Below are 1467 nucleotides of genomic sequence, written 5' to 3'. Positions count from 1 at the left end.
ACGACTCGACGAAGTTCTTCGTATGGATTGCGTCCCTGCTGGCGCCACGTCGCCAGCAGGGACAAGACCGTCTCGTGAACGAACATTCCTCGGTCATTACGGAGCGTTCCGATGATTTTCCGGAGAACCACTGGCTCACGAAGTGCGTTCTCTGCGGCATTGTTTGTCGGAGAGACCGCTGGCTCACCGACGAAGGTGAGCCAGTGGTCGAGACCTCCTTCGATCTTCCCCAGCAGTGTTGCCACTGGTCCGTCGGGTACTGACCGGTCAATCAGCGATTCAAGCTCTCTTCGCGCCACACGCTGGAGCTCTGCTCTCTCACGAGGACTTGGGTCGCTCTCCAGCCGAGCCTGGAGAGCGACGTATACTTGTCTGAGAGCCTGGTAGATCGGTTCACCTTCTGGCTGCTTTTCGGCGGCGTCTTCAGCTTCTCGAAGAATGTGCGCCCAGCACCGCTGGAGGTTACTGCTGAAAGCTGGGTACGCCGTCCACCCGTCACAGACGACTGTTCCCGCGAAGTCCTCGCCGAGGACTTCCGCGGGAACATCACTTCCGCGACTCTCCCTGACCGCGTACAACGTGTGTTGAACGGTCTGAAACGTCCAAATCCACGCTTGTTCACCGTCGCGCTTGATGCCTGTCTCGTCGATATGAACCACGTCAGCATCCTGAATCTCTTGACGGATCTGCTCGTACTCACAGCGACCGGCGCGCGCAGCGCGCTCGGTCGCGTGCCACGCGGATGCACCCGAGAGTTCGAGTCCGTGTAGTTGCTCGAAGCGATCAGCGATCTTCCGGTAAGGAAGGCGGTGATCGTACCGTGACAGAGCTGATTGAGCGATGACGTTCACCCCGAACTGCCCCTCATCGGGGCAGTCGGGGTGAGCCGCAACTGTCTCTGTTCCACAGGAATCGCACTGGTAGTAGTGGCGGTTGTACCGAGTGATTTCTGGGGGCTGCGGATCAGGAATCTCCTCGACGAGTCGGGGGCTGACGCCCACCGACTCGTCGAAGTGGTCGCCACACTCAGGACAACAGTCACAGGTGACCTCGATTTCTTCGTCAGGATCGGGCGGAGAACGCCACTCTGGGGCGTGACCGTCTTTTCGACCGGGAGTGCCGCCGTCAGTTCGGACATCATCGTCTTCGTCGTCTTGCGAGGTCGGGGACTCGTCAGTCCCCGACCGTCGCTTGCTGGGTGGAGTGTGCGGATTCTCGTATTTGCGAAGACGTGTTTCGAGTTCTTCGATCCGCTCGTCTTTCTCTTGTAACTTCTCTCGGAGCTGTGCGTTGTCTTGTTCAAGCTCTTCGACTCGTTGTTCAAGTTGTAAAAACCGGGAGAGCAACTCCTCTTTGGTGAGATCATCTCCGTTCACAGATCCCACCTTCCAGTACAGACAGCAGAGGTAACGGGATGGGCTCCACGACGGAGCCCATCCCTGAGAATCATCACGAACCTCTGCTGCC

General features: G+C 58.4%; 1 protein-coding gene. It reads right to left on the bottom strand.

Annotation, left to right across the window (positions count from 1 at the left end; all coding sequences use genetic code 11):
- A partial coding sequence (gene tnpC / locus N5096_RS16070) for an IS66 family transposase (RefSeq protein ID WP_267665794.1) occupies positions 1-1376 on the bottom strand: 1376 nt, incomplete at its 3' end.
- Positions 1377-1467: the final 91 nt, after the last annotated feature.

The organism is Halorubrum yunnanense, assembly GCF_026586675.1.
In the GTDB taxonomy this organism is placed as follows: Archaea; Halobacteriota; Halobacteria; order Halobacteriales; family Haloferacaceae; genus Halorubrum; species Halorubrum yunnanense.
The sequence above is the reverse complement of the archived record's forward strand: the minus strand, read 5'-3'. Positions and strand labels throughout refer to the sequence as shown.